Annotated in this window: 13 protein-coding genes; 10 read left to right on the top strand and 3 right to left on the bottom strand. The window is 73.3% G+C overall.

Going from position 1 to position 15538, the window contains the following annotated elements:
• Window positions 1-37 precede the first annotated feature (37 nt).
• From QOZ88_RS07985 to QOZ88_RS07955, 7 genes are all read left to right on the top strand, one after another.
• Window positions 38-2080: an APC family permease gene (locus tag QOZ88_RS07985; protein ID WP_305999259.1), complete on the top strand. Its 2043-nt coding sequence runs from the start codon at window positions 38-40 to the stop codon at window positions 2078-2080.
• A gap of 94 nt (window positions 2081-2174) precedes the next feature.
• Window positions 2175-3464: a class I SAM-dependent RNA methyltransferase gene (locus tag QOZ88_RS07980; protein ID WP_305999273.1), complete on the top strand. Its 1290-nt coding sequence runs from the start codon at window positions 2175-2177 to the stop codon at window positions 3462-3464.
• 129 nt (window positions 3465-3593) lie between these two features.
• A complete protein-coding gene (locus QOZ88_RS07975; protein WP_305999258.1) occupies window positions 3594-3728 on the top strand; it encodes a hypothetical protein in 135 nt (44 codons plus the stop codon).
• A 91-nt stretch (window positions 3729-3819) separates the two neighbouring features.
• Window positions 3820-4047 carry a DUF4177 domain-containing protein gene (locus QOZ88_RS07970; RefSeq protein ID WP_091930586.1) on the top strand — a complete coding sequence of 76 codons (228 nt, stop codon included), beginning with the start codon at window positions 3820-3822 and terminating at the stop codon, window positions 4045-4047.
• Between the two features lie 54 nt (window positions 4048-4101).
• A complete protein-coding gene (locus QOZ88_RS07965; RefSeq protein ID WP_305999257.1) occupies window positions 4102-4470 on the top strand; it encodes a hypothetical protein in 369 nt (122 codons plus the stop codon).
• Between the two features lie 106 nt (window positions 4471-4576).
• A complete protein-coding gene (gene dxs, locus QOZ88_RS07960; RefSeq protein ID WP_305999256.1) occupies window positions 4577-6496 on the top strand; it encodes a 1-deoxy-D-xylulose-5-phosphate synthase in 1920 nt (639 codons plus the stop codon).
• On the top strand, window positions 6493-6855 hold the full coding sequence (locus QOZ88_RS07955; RefSeq protein WP_305999255.1) for a thiamine-binding protein: 363 nt from the start codon (window positions 6493-6495) through the stop codon (window positions 6853-6855). The genes dxs and QOZ88_RS07955 overlap by 4 nt, the downstream gene beginning before the upstream one ends.
• Window positions 6856-7149: 294 nt before the next feature.
• Here QOZ88_RS07955 and QOZ88_RS07950 read toward each other — a convergent pair whose 3' ends face one another.
• The 3 genes from QOZ88_RS07950 to QOZ88_RS07940 form a co-directional block, all read right to left on the bottom strand.
• Window positions 7150-8280, bottom strand: coding sequence for a ScyD/ScyE family protein (locus QOZ88_RS07950; RefSeq protein ID WP_305999254.1), 1131 nt, complete (start codon window positions 8278-8280; stop codon window positions 7150-7152).
• A gap of 284 nt (window positions 8281-8564) precedes the next feature.
• Window positions 8565-10652, bottom strand: a complete 2088-nt coding sequence (locus tag QOZ88_RS07945) for a 3-hydroxyacyl-CoA dehydrogenase NAD-binding domain-containing protein (RefSeq protein WP_305999253.1) — start codon at window positions 10650-10652, stop codon at window positions 8565-8567.
• Entirely contained in the window at window positions 10649-11872 is a 1224-nt protein-coding gene (locus QOZ88_RS07940; RefSeq protein ID WP_305999252.1) for a thiolase family protein, read from the bottom strand. The genes QOZ88_RS07945 and QOZ88_RS07940 overlap by 4 nt, the downstream gene beginning before the upstream one ends.
• A 221-nt stretch (window positions 11873-12093) precedes the next feature.
• On the opposite strand from QOZ88_RS07940, the gene QOZ88_RS07935 reads away from it, so the two are divergent.
• From QOZ88_RS07935 to QOZ88_RS07925, 3 genes are all read left to right on the top strand, one after another.
• Window positions 12094-13182, top strand: coding sequence for a sugar ABC transporter substrate-binding protein (locus QOZ88_RS07935; RefSeq protein ID WP_305999251.1), 1089 nt, complete (start codon window positions 12094-12096; stop codon window positions 13180-13182).
• 141 nt (window positions 13183-13323) lie between these two features.
• Entirely contained in the window at window positions 13324-14130 is an 807-nt protein-coding gene (locus QOZ88_RS07930; protein WP_091930579.1) for an ATP-binding cassette domain-containing protein, read from the top strand.
• Window positions 14131-14140: 10 nt separating this feature from the next.
• The gene (locus QOZ88_RS07925) at window positions 14141-15427 is read left to right on the top strand and encodes a sugar ABC transporter permease (protein WP_305999250.1); all 1287 of its coding nucleotides are present in this window, start codon (window positions 14141-14143) and stop codon (window positions 15425-15427) included.
• The last annotated feature ends 111 nt before the right edge of the window (window positions 15428-15538 follow it).

Here is a 15538-nt window from a genome sequence, read left to right as displayed (position 1 = left end):
CGCCCGCCGGGGTGCCGCGCGTCCGTACCATCGCGCCGTGCCAAGCCTGTCCGACCTCGGACAACTACCGAAACGCCTCGTCCTCGGCCGGCCCGTGCGCAGCGACCGGGCGGGGGAGTCGTTGCTGCCCAAGCGGCTCGCGCTGCCGATCTTCGCCAGCGACCCGCTCTCCTCCGTGGCCTACGCCACCCAGGAGATCCTGATCGTCCTGACGCTGGCCGGCACGGCGTTCCTCTTCTTCGCGCCCTGGATCGCGATCGGCGTCGTCGTGCTGCTCACGACGGTGGTGCTCTCCTACCGGCAGGTGGTGCGTGCCTACCCGTCGGGCGGTGGCGACTACGAGGTCGCCGTCAAGAACCACGGGCAGTGGGCCGGCGTGACGGTGGCGAGCGCGCTGCTCGTGGACTACGTCCTCACCGTCGCGGTGTCGGTGTCGGCGGGGACCGACAACATCATCTCGGCGTTCCCCGAGCTCAACGAGCACCGCGTCCTGATCGCCCTGGGCCTCGTCGCCCTGCTGGCCGCGGTCAACCTGCGCGGCGTGCGGGAATCGGGGCGGACCTTCGCGGCGCCGACCTACCTCTTCATCACCGGCATCATGATCATGGTCGTCACCGGCCTGCTGAAGTACTTCGTCACCGGGGGCGGCCTGGTCGCGGAGAGCGCCTCGTGGACCGTGCTGCCCGAGCCGGGGTACGAGGACGTCACCGGGCTCGCCCTGATCTTCTTCGCGCTGCGCGCCTTCGCCTCCGGCTGCACCGCGCTCACCGGCGTCGAGGCGATCGCCAACGGCGTTCCCGCCTTCCGCCCGCCCAAGAGCCGCAACGCGGCGACCACCCTCGCCCTCATGGGCGGGGTCGCGGCCACGATGTTCGCCGGCGTCACCGCTCTCGCCCTGCTCGCCGACGTGAAGTACGTCGAGCACACCTGCGACCTGGTCGGGTTCCCCGGGGACTGCGAGACCGACCCGCAGCGCACGGTCATCGCCCAGCTGGCCGCAGCCACCTTCGGCGGCGACACCTCGTTCGGCTTCTTCTACGTCCAGGCCGCCACGGCGCTGGTCCTGATCCTGGCGGCCAACACGGCGTTCAACGGGTTCCCGCTGCTGGGCAACGTGCTCGCCCAGGACCGGTTCATGCCCCGGCAGCTGCACACGCGGGGCGACAAGCTCGTCTACAGCAACGGCATCCTGCTGCTCGCCGGCTTCGCCGGGCTGCTCATCTTCGCCTTCGACGCCGACGTCAACCGGCTGATCCAGCTCTACATCGTCGGGGTCTTCACCAGCTTCACGCTGGGGCAGACGGGCATGGTGCGGCACTGGAACCGCGAGCTGCGCAGCGTCACCGACCCGGCGGTGCGTGCCCGGATCCGGCGCTCCCAGGCCATCAACGCCGTCGGCGGCACCCTCACCGGCGTCGTCCTCGTCATCATCGTCGTCACCAAGTTCACCCACGGCGCCTGGCTGGTGCTGCTGGCCATGCCCGTCCTCATCGCGCTGATGAAGGGGATCAACCGGCACTACTGCCACCTGTCGGAGCAGCTCGAGCCCGACACCGACGCCCGCACCCTGCCGAGCAAGGTGCACGCCGTCGTCCTCGTCTCGAAGGTGCACAAGCCGACGCTGCGTGCGCTGAGCTTCGCCCGGGCGACCCGCCCGGACGCGCTGACCGCGCTCACGGTGAACGTCGACGACGGCGAGACCCGTGCGCTGCAGGCCGACTGGCAGCGCTACGACATCCCCGTCCCGCTCACCGTGCTGGAGTCGCCGTACCGGGAGGTCACCCGGCCGGTCCTCGACTACGTGAGGGGCATCCGGCGGGACAGCCCGCGCGAGCTGGTGGTGGTCTTCGTGCCGCAGTACGTCGTCGGGCACTGGTGGGAGAACGTGCTGCACAACCAGAGCGCGCTGCGCCTGCGCGCCCGGCTGCAGTTCCAGCCCGGCGTGATGATCACGACCGTGCCGTGGCAGCTGGAGAGCTCGGTCGGCCAGGACGACGACGGACGCCGCGGCGGGCCGGTCCCGGGTGACCTGCGGCGCGGGTTCACCGACGACGAGGTCGACGTGACGCCGTATGGCTGAACGACCCCGTCCTCCTCGCCCCTCGCAGGCTCGGGGCGAGCCTCGGGACGAGGCCGCCGCTGCCCCCCGCCGCTCGCGAGCTCGCGGCGGCCCCCTGCAGCGGGGCCGTTCCGGCACGTCACCTGACCGGGGCCTGGGGTGGACCGGGCGTGAGTTCGAGGTGATCGTCGGGCCGGTGGCGCACGGCGGGCACTGCGTCGCCCGGCACGAGGGCCGGGTGGTGTTCGTCCGGCATGCGCTCCCCGGCGAGCGGGTGCGCGTGCGGGTCACCGAGGACCGGCACCCCGGCTTCTGCCGCGCCGACGCCGTCGAGGTGCTGGCGGCGGCGCCGGCGCGGGTGGAGCGCCCCTGCCCGTACAGCGGTCCCGGGAAGTGCGGCGGGTGCGACTGGCAGCACGTCGACCCGGCCGAGCAGCGCCGGCTCAAGGCGTCGGTGGTCCGCGAGCAGCTGGTCCGGCTCGGCGGCCTGGACGCCGGGGAGCCGGTGGTGGCCGGGCTCGCCGTCGAGGAGCTGCCCGGCGGCCCGCTGCGCTGGCGCTCCCGTGCCCGCTTCGCCGTCGACGGTGCCGGCGCCCCCGGCCTGCGGCGGCACCGCTCGCACGACGTCGTGGTGCTCGACGACTGCCCGATCACCGTGGAGCCGGCCGCGCAGGCGGTGCTGGGACGGCGCTGGCCCGGTGCGGGCGCCGTGGACGTGTCGATCGACTCGACCGGCGCGGTGACCACCGTCCCGCTCGACCGCCGCGGACGGCCACGCGCCGCCGAGGTGCGGCGGGCGGGGGAGGAGCTCCCCGCCGAGCCCGCGGGCCGCGCCGAGCGGCGCGCCGGGGGCCGGGACTGGGAGGTCGAGGGCACCGGCTTCTGGCAGGTGCACCCCGCCGCGGCCGACGCGCTGGTCGACGCCGTCGCCGGGTTCGTCGCCGCGGCGGCCGGCGAGACGGTGCTCGACCTCTACGCCGGCGCGGGGTTGTTCGGCGGTGCGCTCGCCCCGGCGGTGGGGGCCGGCGGACGCGTCGTCTGCGTCGAGGCCGACCCCGGCGCCTGCGCGGCCGCGGACGCCAACCTTGCCGACCTGCCGCAGGCGGAGGTGTGGCAGGGCGAGGTGGACGCCGACGGGCTCACCGGCCTCCTCGCCGAGCTGGATCCCGGGCCCGACGTCGTCGTCCTCGACCCGCCCCGGGCCGGTGCCGGGACGGCGGTGAGCCGCCTGCTCGCCGGCGCCGGTGCGCGGGCCGTCGTCTACGTGGCCTGCGACCCCGCGGCGCTGGGGCGGGACGTCGCCGCCTTCTCCGCCGCCGGGTACCGGCTGGCCGCGCTGCGCGGGTTCGACGCCTTCCCGATGACCGCGCACGTGGAGTGCGTCGCGCTGCTCGTGCCGGCCTGACCAACACCCCGGTCCGCCTGCCACGTGGCGGTTCGGCGACGGAGGGCCACTCCCGTCGCAGCAGTCACATCCGTCGACCTCCCGCCCGGTGTCCTGCGTAGCGTCCGCTGCGTGACGAGGGGAGATGCGATGCAGAGCACGACCGGCGCCGCCCACCCGCACGTGGCGGCCGCCCGCAAGCTCCTGGCGCTCGGCTGGTGGTTCGTCGCCGCCGGCGCCGCGCTGGCGCTGGGGCTCGAGGTGGAGGACGGCGTCGCCCTCTGACCCTCGCCGGCGGGGGTGGGCGGCGGCCCTGGGCGGCCCATCGCGCCCGCCCGGCTGCCCGCGATGCCGCCCGCCTCGCTACGGTCAGGGGGTGCCCACGTGGGAATACGCCTCGGTCATCACCGCCAACGATGCGGAATCGCAGCGGGCCGGCGTGAGCGTCAAGCTCCCCGGCGGACAGTCGGAACGCCAGCAGGGCGACACCAGCTCGGTGCTCAACAAGCTCGGTGCCGAAGGGTGGGAGCTGGTCAGCTACCACTCCAGCGGCGCCGGGACGTGGGGCTTCGAGCAGTTCTGGCTGAAGCGCCAGTCCTCCTGACCCGACACGCCCCGGTGTCGAACACATGTTCGACGCCTGGGGCAGAATGGTGCGGTGGAGACGTCGCTGCCACCGGGCTGGCCGGAGGAGGTCCGCCCGCCGGGCGCCCCTGACTGGGAGCGCACCGCCGTCGCCTGGCTGTTCGACCTCGTGCCGCCGGACTACCGCGCGCACGAGGTGCTCCGCCGGTACCCCGTGCTGCTCGCCCGGTTCGCCGGCGGCCACGTCGCCGCCGGCCTCGAGGCCGCCCGCGCCGGCTGGCGGACCCTGCGGGTCGAACTGGCCGACCAGCTCCCGCCGGAGGCGATCGAGGCGGCGATGGGTGCCTACGAACGCGAGGGCGCCCGGCTGGCCGCGGCCGCCCGCGGGGTGGAGGTCGTCGGCGGGGCGCTGCGGGGGGAGCGCTGGGTGCCGCGGCTGTGAGCTGCATCCGCGGCACCCGCTCGACCGGAAGTGCCGGGAAACCGCAGCTACAGTGGATCGGCGGCTGCTTCCCGGGGCCGCCCGACCGAGAGGACACCGCCGCACCGTGCCGCTCCTGCGATCGCTGCGGGGCCCGGAAGACGTCAGGGCCCTCGAGTCCGAAGCGCTTCCCGCCCTGGCGGCGGAGATCCGTGATGCGCTGGTCACCAGCGTGGCGAAGACCGGGGGGCACCTGGGCCCCAACCTCGGCTGCGTCGAGCTGACCATCGCCCTGCACCGGGTGTTCGACTCCCCGCGCGAGCCGATCGTCTTCGACACCGGCCACCAGTCCTACGTGCACAAGATGCTCACCGGCCGGGTCGAGGGCTTCGAGCGGCTGCGCCAGCGCGGCGGTCTGTCGGGCTACCCCAGCCGCGCGGAGAGCGACCACGACTGGGTGGAGAACAGCCACGCCTCGACATCGTTGTCCTACGCCGACGGGCTGGCCAAGGCCTTCGCCATCCGCGGCGACTCCCGCCCCGTCGTCGCCGTCATCGGCGACGGCGCGCTGACCGGCGGCATGGCCTGGGAGGCGCTCAACAACATCGCCGCCGCGCAGGACCGCCCGGTCGTCATCGTGGTCAACGACAACGGCCGCTCCTACTCGCCGACGATCGGCGGCGTCGCCGACGCGCTGGCCACCCTGCGGCTGCGCCCGGGCTACGAGAACGCGCTGCTGCAGGTACGCCAGGCCCTGCACCGGGCGCCCGTCGTCGGCTCGGCCCTCTACGACGCGCTGCACGCGATCAAGAAGGGCCTCAAGGACGTCCTCTCGCCGCAGGGCATGTTCGAGGACCTCGGCATGAAGTACGTCGGCCCGGTCGACGGCCACGACATCCGGGCGGTGGAGTCGGCGCTGCGCCGGGCCCGCTCCTTCGGTGGCCCGGTCATCGTGCACGCCGTCACCACCAAGGGCTTCGGCTACCCGCCGGCCGAGACCGACCAGATCGACGCCTGGCACGCGACCGGTGTCTTCGACCCCGACAGCGGCGCCAGCGTGCGCAAGACGGGGCTGGCCTGGACCGACGCCTTCGCCGACGAGCTGGTGCGGGTGGGCGCCGAGCGCCCCGACGTCGTCGCGATCACCGCCGCGATGCTGCACCCCACCGGCCTGGCCCCGTTCGCCGAGCGGTTCCCCGAACGCACCTTCGACGTCGGCATCGCCGAGCAGCACGCGCTCACCTCGGCCGCCGGGCTGGCCATGGCCGGGCTGCACCCGGTCGTCGCCGTCTACTCGACGTTCCTCAACCGGGCGTTCGACCAGCTGCTCATGGACGTCGCCCTGCACCGGCAGCCGGTGACGGTGGTGCTCGACCGCGCCGGGGTGACCGGTGAGGACGGCGCCTCGCACAACGGCATGTGGGACATGTCGATCCTCTCCGTCGTGCCCGGGCTGGCCCTGGCCGCGCCGCGCGACGAGGCCACCCTGCGCGAGGCGCTGCGCGAGGCGGTCGACATCACCGACGGGCCGTCGGTGATGCGGTTCCCGAAGGGGTCGCTGCCGCCGGACATCCCGGCCGTCGAGCGGCGCGGTCCGGTGGACGTGCTGCGCCGTGGCAGCCGGGCGGAGGTGCTGCTGGTCGCCGTCGGGTCGATGGTCCCGATGTGCCAGGCCGTGGCCGAGCGGGCCGCCGACCACGGCATCGAGGTGACCGTCGTCGACCCGCGCTGGGTCCTGCCGGTCTCTCCCGAGCTGGTCGAGCTGGCCGCCGGGCACCGGCTGGTCGTCACCGTCGAGGACGGCGGCCGGGCCGGGGGAGTGGGCACCACGCTCTCCCAGGCGCTGCAGGACCGCGACGTCGACGTCCCCGTGCGCACGCTGGGCCTGCCGCAGCAGTTCTTCGAGCACGGCAGCCGCGGGCAGGTGCTGGCCGACGCGGGGCTGACCGAGCAGGACGTCGCCCGGCGGATCGCCGAGTGGACCGCCCGGCGCACCGAGCGCGCCGAGGCCGGCGTCGTGGAGGCAGCCGTCGAGGACCGGGCATGAGCGCGACCGAGCGTGCGAGGTCGCCCGAGGGCACAGCATCGCGCGGTGAGCGTGCCGACGAGCGCCGGCGAGGAGGAATCCTCATCGCCGAGATCCAGGTGGCGCCCTCGCCGCCCGGCACGGCGGAGGACCCGCACGCCCACGTGGAGGCGGCGATCGCAGTCATCCAGGCATCCGGGCTGCGCTACGAGGTGGGCGCGCTGGGCACCACGCTCGAGGGCGAGGCCGACCAGGTGTGGGCCACGCTGCGCGCCGCGCACGAGGCGATGCTGGCCGCCGGCGCCGACGCGGGGCTCTCGCACATCAAGGTCGCCTCGGTGAACCGCACGATGGACAGCCTCACCGCCAAGTTCCGCTGAGGCACGTCGCTCCGGGGCCTCCTCCTCGCCGGGCAGCAGCCCACCTCGCGGTGTGCGGCGAGGATCGCTGCTGTACCGCGAGGTCGAGCGCCCGGTGATGCGCTCAGGCCCGGCAGCGTCGTCCGTCGTCGTCCTCCCTCACCGCAGAGCGTCCTCCCTCACCGCACACCGCGAGGGAGGACGCTCCACGATCAGGTCACCTGATCCCAGCGGGGGTCAGGCGGTGAGGGGAGCGGCGGCGAGTCGAGGTCGGACCCGCTGAGGCCCGGCCGCCGCCGTCCGTGATCGGCACACCTAGAACGATCGCTTGGTCAGCCGCCAGACCTGCCCGTCGCTGCCCGGTGCCCCGGTTCCGGGGGACATCGAGTTCACCGCCACGTAGACGTTCCCGGGCTGGTCGACGACCACGCCCGCCGGCCGCGGCACGGGCAACGTGGCCCGTGCGCCGTTCTTCGGCACGAACACCACCTGACCGGCTCCGTCGGCGCCGCCGAACAGCTCGCTGACGTACAGGTTGCCCGCCTGGTCCTGCGCCGCGCCGGTCACGCCGGTGAAGCCGGTCCAGGTCTGCTGGATCGCTCCGGTCCGGCGGTCCAGCTCCCAGACCCGGCCCGCTCCGGGAACCAGCGACCCGAGGCCCGCCACGATGACGTCCCCGTCACGGCTGAAGGTGAGCGAGGTCGGGACGGGGTCGCAGAAGCGGCCGCCCTGGTTCTGTCGGCTGTCGCACGCGCCACCGCTGATGGTGGGCAGGACGGCGAACACGCTGATCTCGCCGCGCTCGTCGACGGCGAGGATGTCGTTGCCGGCGGCATCGGCCACCAGCACCCGGTCGCCGAGGTCGAGCACCGCGTACGGGTTGGACTCGATCCCCTGGCGGTCCGGGTCGTTCGCCGCCTCGAAGGCACGGACGTCGGCGACCACCGCGGCCGGCTCGCCCGCCGCTGCACGCAGCAGTTTGCCTTCCTGCTCCTCCGGCAGCCCGCTGATGCCGTCCGGGACGTCGACGTCCTTGGCGACGAAGATCTCATCCAGGGACCGCGCGCTCGCCCCGTCGTTCCCGGTCGCGCCGAACCCGGACGGACCGGCCTCGGACAGCAGGCCGGTCACCACGCGCTCCGCGGTGACCCCCTGGGCCTTGCTCGGGCGCCGCACGATGCTGACCGCCCCCGTGGTGCCGACGCACACGGCATCCTCGCCCTCGCCGGCGCAGTTCCTACCGCCGGTCCCGGACTCCGCGATGACCAGCACCCCGTCATCGGTCAGGTCGAGCTGCCGCGGGTTGTCCAGGTTCCGCGCCACCGGCACCGGAGCCAGCCGCGACGCATCGGCCGGACCGGCCGGCGGCGCGGCCACGGCGGGACTGATGCCCAGTGTCGTGATGGCGAGGCCGGCGGTGGCCGCTGCGCACGCGAGACGTCTCATCGTTCCTCCTAGCGAGTCGAGGAGTCCGGACCATCGGCACGGCCCGGTGAGGGCCGAACCTGGCAGGGTGGCTCAGGGCCGTCAACCACCTGCAGCGTCCTGCGCGGGAGGCCAGGCCGCCGGCGATCCTCCGCTCCGCGGGCCCCGGACCTCGGCGAGGACGACGGACGGCCCGGCCCCTGCACCGCGAGGGGTCGGGCCATCGTCCTGGATCACCGTGCTGGGTCCTGGCTCACCGTCGACCGTGAGCCAGGACCCGGAACGATCAGATCAGCTGATCATCATCAGGCGGGGAGGGAGGCCGCGCCCTCGGGCAGGAAGCGCGAACCGGTCACCCTCTCCGAGACGCCGGTGCGGTCGAGGTAGGCGGAGATGCCGCCCAGCCAGAACGGCCACCCGGCGCCGAGGATCATGCACAGGTCGATGTCCTGCACCGCCTGCACGACGCCCTCGTCCAGCATCAGCCGGATCTCCTGCGCCAGCGCCTCGACCGCGCGGTCGTGCACCTGCTCCGCGGTGAGCGGGGAGTCGCCGGTGAAGGCATCGGCCAGCTCCGGGTCGACGACGCCCGGCTCGACGAACACGCTGGTCCTGCCGAGCTCGACGATCCGCTTGAGCCCCTCGCCGACGGCGAACCGGTCGGGGAACGCCTCGTGCATCCGCTCGGCGACGTGCAGCGCGACCGCCGGGCCGACGAGCGACAGCAGCTCGAACGGTGTCATCGGCAGGCCCAGCGGGTCGAGCGCGCGCTCGGCCACCTCGACCGGCGTGCCCTGCTCGACGGCCGAGGTGACCTCGCCGAGGAAGCGGGTGAGCAGCCGGTTGACCACGAACGCCGGGGCGTCCGCCACCAGCACGCAGGACTTCTTCAGCGACTTCCCGACGGCGAAGGCGGTGGCCAGCGTCGCGTCGTCGGTCTTCTCGGCGCGCACGACCTCCAGCAGCGGGAGGACGGCGACCGGGTTGAAGAAGTGCAGCCCGACCACGCGCTCGGGGTGCTCCAGCTTGGCGGCCATCTCGGTCACCGACAGCGCCGAGGTGTTGGTCGCCAGCACGCACATCTCGGACACCACCGCCTCGACTTCCCGGAACACCTGCTGCTTGACCGACATCTCCTCGAACACGGCCTCGATGACGAGGTCGGCGTCGGCGAAGACGTCCTTGGACAGCGAGCCGGTGACCAGGCCCTTGAGCTGGTTGAGCGTGTCGGCCGACAGCCGGCCGCGCTGGGCCAGCTTGTCCAGCTCGCCGTGCACGTAGGCCACGCCCTTGTCCACTCGCGCCTGGTCGATGTCGGTGAGCACCACCGGCACCTTGAGCTGGCGCACGAACAGCATCGCCAGCTGGCTGGCCATGAGCCCGGCGCCCACGACGCCGACCTTGGTGACCTTCCGGGCCAGCGCCTTGTCGGGCGCGCCGGCCGGCCGCTTGGCCCGCTTGTTCACCAGGTCGAACGAGTAGAGCGAGGCCCGCAGCGGGTCGCTCATCAGCAACTCGGTGAGGGCGTCGTCCTCCGCGGCGGTCCCGGCGGTGAACGCCTCGCCGTCGACACCGTTGCGCGCCAGGTCGAGCAGGTCGACCGACCGCACGGCGCCGGGGGAGGCGTTCCGGGTGCGGCCGGCGACGACCGCGCGGGCCCGCTCGATGGCGCCGTCCCAGGCCGACCGGACGACCTTCGGGCGGTCCACGGTCACCGACCCGTCGAGCACGCCCACGGCCCACTCCAGCGAGCGCTCCAGGAAGTCGGCCGGTTCGAACAGTGCGTCGGCGATGCCGAGCGTCGCGGCCTTCGGGGCGGGCGTCATCTTGTTCTGCGCCAGGGCGTTCTCGACGATCACCGTGACGGCCGGGTCGATGCCGATCAGGTTCGGCAGCAGCTGCGTGCCGCCCCAGCCCGGCACCAGACCCAGGAACGCCTCGGGGAAGCCGACCGCCGCGCCACCGCTGATCGTGCGGTAGTGGCAGTGCAGCGCCAACTCCAGGCCGCCGCCCAGCGCCACGCCGTTGACGAACGCGAAGGTCGGGATCGCGGAGTCCTTGAGCCGCCGGAACACCCGGTGGCCGGTCTCGGCGATCTCCCGCGCCGTCGCGGCGTCGGTCACCGAGGGGACGCCGGAGAGGTCGGCGCCCACGGCGAAGATGAACGGCTTGCCGGTGACGGCGATGGCCGCCGGCGCCGGCGTGCGCGCCGCGACCTCGTCCAGCGCGGCGTCCAGGGACGCCAGGCCGCCGGGGCCGAAGGTGGAGGGGCGGGTGTGGTCGTGCCCGTTGTCGAGCGTGATCAGCGCGATCTCGCCGACCAGGCCCGGGTAGGTCAGGAACCGCACCTTGGCGGCGGTCACGACCTCGTTCTCGAAGACGGCGTTCGTCACTTCTGGAACCCCTCCCAGTTCGGGTTCTCCCAGATCACGGTGGCGCCCATGCCGAGGCCCACGCACATGGCGGTGAGGCCGTACCGGACGTCGGGGCGCTCGGCGAACTGGCGGGACAGCTGGGTCATCAGGCGCACGCCCGAGGAGGCCAGCGGGTGGCCGACGGCGATCGCGCCGCCCCACGGGTTGACGCGTTCGTCGTCGTCGGCGATGCCGAAGTGGTCGAGGAACGCCAGCACCTGGACGGCGAAGGCCTCGTTCAGCTCGAAGAGGCCGATGTCATCGATGGTCAGGCCGGTGCGGGCCAGGGCGCGCTCGGTGGAGGGCACCGGGCCGACGCCCATGACCTCGGGCTCGACGCCCACGAAGCCGTAGCCGACCAGGCGCATGCCGACGTCCAGCCCCAGCTCGAGCGCGACGTCCTCGGCGGCCAGCAGGCAGCCGGTGGCGCCGTCGTTGAGCCCCGCCGCGTTGCCGGCGGTCACGTGGCCGTGCGGGCGGAACGGCGTCTTCAGCGTGCCCAGGCCCTCGAGGGTCGTCTGCGGGCGCGGCGGCTCGTCGACGGTCGCCACGCCCCAGCCGTGCTCGGCCGAGCGGGTGGCGACCGGGACCAGCTCCGGGCCGATCTTGCCGTTGGCCAGGGCCTTCGCGAACTTCTGCTGGCTGGCCAGCGCGAAGGCGTCGGCGCGCTCCTTCGTCAGGTGGGGGAACCGGTCGTGCAGGTTCTCCGCGGTCGAGCCCATGACCAGCGCCGAGGGGTCGACCAGCTTCTCGCTGACGATGCGCGGGTTGGGGTCCACCCCCTCGCCCATCGGGTGGCGGCCCATGTGCTCGACCCCGCCGGCGATGGCGACATCGTAGGCCCCGAAGGCGATGCCGCTGGCGGTGGTGGTCACCGCGGTCATGGCGCCGGCGCACATGCGGTCGATCGAGTAGCCCGGCACCGACGTGGGCAGGCCGGCCAGCAGGGCGGCGGTCCGGCCGAGGGTCAGGCCCTGGTCGCCGATCTGCGTCGTGGCAGCGATGGCCACCTCGTCGACGCGGTCGGCGGGCAGCGCCGGGTTGCGGCGCAGCAGCTCGCGGATGACGCGGACGACGAGGTCGTCGGCGCGCGTCTCGGCGTAGATGCCCGCAGGTCCCGCCTTGCCGAAGGGGGTGCGCACGCCGTCGACGAAGACGACCTCACGCAGCGAGCGTGGCCGCCGCTCAGGAGAAGACACAGAACCTCCGCAGGTCTCGTAGCCGGCCCGGGAGGGCGCGGCGGGCTACAAGTTACCCGTCGGTAACCCACCGGCCAAGCGCGGCACGGCCCCCGGACGAGGGGGGTCCCGGATCACGGTCCGGCAACGGTGAAGGGGTGTGCTTGCGGTCACAGGGACGCGGCGCGCAAGATGACCCGCCGGAATTTCTCTGTAACCCCAACGAAATAGAGGTCCCTCTCATGGCGCGACGGCGCACGGTGACGACGGCGATCGCTGCGGCCCTGGTCTTCGGGCTGGCCGCGTGTGGTGGCGACGACAGCAGCGGTGGCAACGGCGGCGGCGGCGGCGAGGCCGCCGCGGGCAAGGTCGGCGTGATCCTCCCCGACACCGCCTCCTCGGCCCGCTGGGAGTCGGCCGACCGCCCGCTGCTCGAGGCCGCCTTCGAGGAGGCCGGTGTCGAGTACGACATCCAGAACGCGCAGGGCGACGCCCAGCGGATGAACACGATCGCCGAGCAGATGATCACCGAGGGCGTCACCGTCCTGGCGATCACGAACCTCGACTCGGCCTCGGGTGCCGCGATCCAGCGCCAGGCCGAGAGCCAGGGCGTGCAGACGATCGACTACGACCGGCTCACCCTCGGCGGCGAGAGCGACTACTACGTCTCGTTCGACAACACCGAGGTCGGCCGCCTCCAGGGCGAGGGCCTGGCCCAGTGCCTCGGCGACGAGCCGGCGAACATCGCCTTCCTCAACGGCTCGCCCGACGACAACAACGCCACGCTGTTCTCGCAGGGTGCGCACGAGGTCCTCGACGAGATGGACCAGTACACCCAGGTCGCCGAGCAGGCCGTGCCGGAGTGGGACAACCAGCAGGCCGCCACGATCTTCGAGCAGATGTACACCCAGGCCGGCGGTGACATCCAGGGCGTGCTGGCCGCCAACGACGGCCTGGCCAACGCCGTGGTCTCGATCCTGGCCCGCAACAACGTGGCGGGGCAGGTGCCGGTGACCGGTCAGGACGCCACGGTCGAGGGGCTGCAGAACATCCTCGCGGGCGAGCAGTGCATGACCGTCTACAAGCCGATCGCCGAGGAGGCGCAGGCCCTGGCCGACCTGGCCGTCGAACTGGTCCGGGGCCAGGAGCCGACCGTCGCCGGCTCGGTCGAGGACCCCGAGGGCGACCGCGAGGTCCCCTCGGTGCTGCTCGAGCCGGTGTCGATCTTCCGGGAGAACGTGAAGCAGGTCATCGACGACGGCTACCAGTCCGCCGAGGATGTCTGCACCGGTGAGTTCGCCGCTGCCTGCACGGAGCTGGGAATCTCCTGAGCCATCCGGTCGGGGTACCCGTTCCGCGGGTGCCCCGGCCGCGTGCTCCCGCCCTGCCGACCCCGGTTCGCCCCGGGGCGGCAGGCGCCCTATCGTCCCGCCCACGGTCTCCGGACCGTTCCCTGCTGGAAGGACGCAGCGGTGTCCGCACCCGAACAGACCCCTCCCACCTCGACCCTCGAGCGGCCCACGCTCAGCCTGCGGGGGGTCAACAAGAGCTTCGGGGCCGTCCAGGTCCTGCACGACGTCCACCTCGACGTCTACCCCGGCACGGTCACCGCGCTCGTCGGTGACAACGGCGCGGGCAAGAGCACGCTGATCAAGGCCATCGCCGGTATCCACCCGGTCGACTCGGGGACCGTCGAGTTCGAGGGCGAGCCGGTGCAGCTGAACGGCCCGCGCGACGCCGCCCGCCTCGGCATCGAGGTCGTCTACCAGGACCTCGCGCTCGCCGACAACCTCGACGTCGTCCAGAACATGTTCCTGGGCCGCGAGCGCACGCGCGGCGTGGTCCTCGACGAGGCCTCGATGGAGGAGGCCGCGCGGGACACCCTCACCAAGCTCTCGGTGCGCACGCTGAAGTCGGTGCGCCAGCTGGTGTCCAGCCTGTCCGGTGGCCAGCGGCAGACCGTGGCGATCGCCAAGGCCGTCCTCTGGGAGTCCAAGCTCGTCATCCTCGACGAGCCGACCGCCGCGCTCGGCGTCGCCCAGACCCGGCAGGTGCTCGATCTCGTCCGCCGGCTGGCAGACACCGGTCACGCCGTCGTCTTCATCACCCACAACATGGTCGACGTCTTCGAGGTCGCCGACCGCGTCGCCGCGCTGTACCTGGGCCGCGTCGCCGCCGACGTCGCCATCTCCGACGTCGACCGCACCCAGGTCATCGAGCTGATCACCTCCGGCCGCTCCGGCGAGCTGGGGCTCGCGCCGGACGCGCTCGAGGACTGAGAGGACCCCCATGTCGAGCAACACCCTGACCGCCGCCGAGGCGAGCGGGCCGCACAAGCCGGCCGCGGGCTTCGAGGGCGACCGGCAGGACAACACCGTGGGCGGCGCCGTCCGCGGGTACCTGAACAAGCTCCGGGCCGGCGACCTCGGTGCGCTGCCCGCCGTCCTCGGCATCGTCGTGCTGGGCATCCTCTTCACGGTGCTGCGCCCGGGCACCTTCCTGACGCCGCTGAACCTCTCCAACCTCCTGGTCCAGGCGACGCCGATCATCGTGCTGGCGATGGGGCTGGTCTTCGTCCTGCTGCTGGGCGAGATCGATCTCTCCGCCGGTGTGGTCAGCGGCGTCTGCTCGGCGGTGCTGGCCCAGCTGCTGGTGCAGGCGGGGGTGGCCTGGCCGATCGCCGTCCTGGGCGCGATCGCGGCCGGCGCCGTCATCGGCGTCTTCACCGGCAGCCTGGTCGGCATCGTCGGCATCCCGTCCTTCGTGGTGACCCTCGCGCTGTTCCTCGGCTTCCAGGGCGTCACCCTGCGGCTGATCGGGCAGGGCGGCACCGTGCCCGTGCGCGAGCCGGTCATCCGGGCGCTGGCCAACGAGAACCTGCCGGTCACCCTCGGCTGGATCCTGGCCGTGCTGGTCGTCGTCGCCTACGCCGGGGTGGAGTTCTGGCGGTGGCGCTCGCAGCGCTCCCGCGGGCTGGCGCACCAGCCGCTGGCACTGGTCGTGCTGCGCATCGTGGTGATCGCCGCCGTCGTGTTCACGGTGACGGCCATCCTCAGCGTCGACCGGGCGCTGGCCGCCGCGATCGACCTGGCCGGCATCCCGTACGCGGTCCCGCTGGTCGTGTTCCTGCTGCTCGTCCTGACGTTCGTGCTGTCGCGGACCAGCTTCGGCCGGCACGTCTACGCCGTCGGCGGCAACGCCGAGGCCGCGCGCCGGGCCGGCATCAACGTGACCCGCATCCGGGTGCTGGCCTTCGTGATCTCGTCCAGCCTGGCGGCGATCAGCGGCATCCTGGCCACCTCGCGGCTGAGCTCGGTGACGCCGGACGCCGGTGCGGGCAACACGCTGCTCTACGCGGTGGGCGCCGCCGTCATCGGTGGCACCAGCCTCTTCGGTGGCCGCGGCCGGGCCCGGGACGCCGTCCTGGGTGGGCTGGTCATCGCGATCATCGCCAACGGGCTGGGGCTGCTCGGGGTCGCGGCGTACCTGAACTTCATCATCACCGGCGGGGTGCTGCTGCTCGCCGCGAGCGTCGACGCGCTCGCCCGCCGACGGGCCGCCACCGCCCGGCGATGACCCCTGCCGCCCGCCGTGCTCAGCGCCGGCGGGCGGCAGGTGACCACGCCGACGCCGGCGTCGTCCGCATCCCGCGGACGGCGCCGGCGTCGTCGTCCGTGCGCCGTGGCC

Origin of the sequence: Blastococcus carthaginiensis (genome assembly GCF_030731085.1) — a bacterium.
Classification (GTDB): domain Bacteria; phylum Actinomycetota; class Actinomycetes; order Mycobacteriales; family Geodermatophilaceae; genus Blastococcus; species Blastococcus carthaginiensis.
The sequence above is the reverse complement of the archived record's forward strand: the minus strand, read 5'-3'. Positions and strand labels throughout refer to the sequence as shown.